The sequence below is a fragment of the Clostridium neuense genome (assembly GCF_045310695.1).
GTDB classification, from domain to species: Bacteria; Bacillota; Clostridia; order Clostridiales; family Clostridiaceae; genus Clostridium_S; species Clostridium_S neuense.
Genome location: NZ_JBJIAA010000044.1, coordinates 1 through 1,162 on the forward strand (window position 1 = coordinate 1; position 1,162 = coordinate 1,162).

Consider the following 1,162-nt stretch of genomic DNA (forward strand, 5'->3'; position numbering starts at 1 on the left):
ACGAATACTTGTCTAATACACTTTTTAATTTGGCATCTTGTGCTTTTTTTTGTTTTTCTTTTTCATCTGCAGATTTTTAGGTAAAATCATCTTGTTGTTGTGCCAGTAATGTCTTGATATAACGCACTTTTTCTTGGCTTTCCTCAAAATCCCATTGAGCTGAAAATCTCCCACGCTTCAAAATCCATTGACTAACATATTCTATTGGAACATAAAACACACATAAAAAAAAGGGCATATGCCCCAAAGTCTTTGATACCAAGCTATTTCTTGTGTATCAACACAACAGTCTCCACGTGTGTTGTGACCGTAAGATGATATTAATACGCGTTGAAATACGATTTGCGTCAAGATTCGACCCCCTTTGAACCCCCTGTTTTAAGCTCAAACAGAAAAGAACCGTCACAAAAATGACGATTCTCTATGTTATCATATCCTAAATATATTTTCCGTAATTCTAATTTTCAATTATTCTATTTTCCCAACCAATTGTGTAATTATCTCGATATGTTCTCTGATTTTTACTTTCTTTAAATTTTCTACCTTTTCGCTACCACCTAGACCTAATAATGGTACATATCCAAAACATTCTTCATAGTCTAATTTACCATAATCATTTATGGCCTCCAAGTATGGTTTCCATTCTAAATCTTCATCCAAAAAACATTCTTCTAACAAGTTTTGAAAGAAATATTTGAAACTTGCTGAAACTATATTAGCCTTACCTTTTCTATATTTTACAACCCCTACGTATTTATTTTTCTCCCAAGTAATTATATCTCCAAAACCAGTAACCATTATCGGTATTGATTCTATACTTCTAAAATATGTTTCTTTTAATATATCCTCAAACATTTTGGGATTAATTATTTTAATATATCCACTGAGAATTGTTCCAAATCCATAATCTTTCCAAGCAGTTATTAATTGTTCTGGTAACTTCCCTTCATATTCATCGAGAACATCCTTTAATACTTTTTCTTTCAATACAAAATCATTAAATACCTTAAATTGCATACATAACCTCCTAATATATTAATTTTACATTCAAGTAAGTACTTTTCCTTTCAGCATCAGTCATGTTGTTAGCCATTGCTTGAATTTGCTCATCAACAGCATCTATTCTATATTTCCATTGTGACCCAATAGATGAATTGATTCC

The 1,162-nt window shown here is 31.3% G+C and carries 2 protein-coding genes; both read right to left on the reverse strand.

Annotation, left to right across the window (positions count from 1 at the left end):
• Positions 1-468: 468 nt before the first annotated feature.
• Positions 469-1,017, reverse strand: coding sequence for a T6SS immunity protein Tdi1 domain-containing protein (locus ACJDT4_RS23270; RefSeq protein ID WP_406790014.1), 549 nt, complete (start codon positions 1,015-1,017; stop codon positions 469-471).
• A 10-nt stretch (positions 1,018-1,027) separates the two neighbouring features.
• The gene (locus tag ACJDT4_RS23275; RefSeq protein ID WP_406790015.1) at positions 1,028-1,159 is read right to left on the reverse strand and encodes a polymorphic toxin type 15 domain-containing protein; all 132 of its coding nucleotides are present in this window, start codon (positions 1,157-1,159) and stop codon (positions 1,028-1,030) included.
• Positions 1,160-1,162: the final 3 nt, after the last annotated feature.

What these genes read in the sequence shown, in the direction of transcription:
- ACJDT4_RS23270 (WP_406790014.1), bottom strand. Translation starts at nt 1,017, where the DNA reads ATGCAATTTAAGGTATTTAATGATTTTGTATTGAAAGAAAAAGTATTA.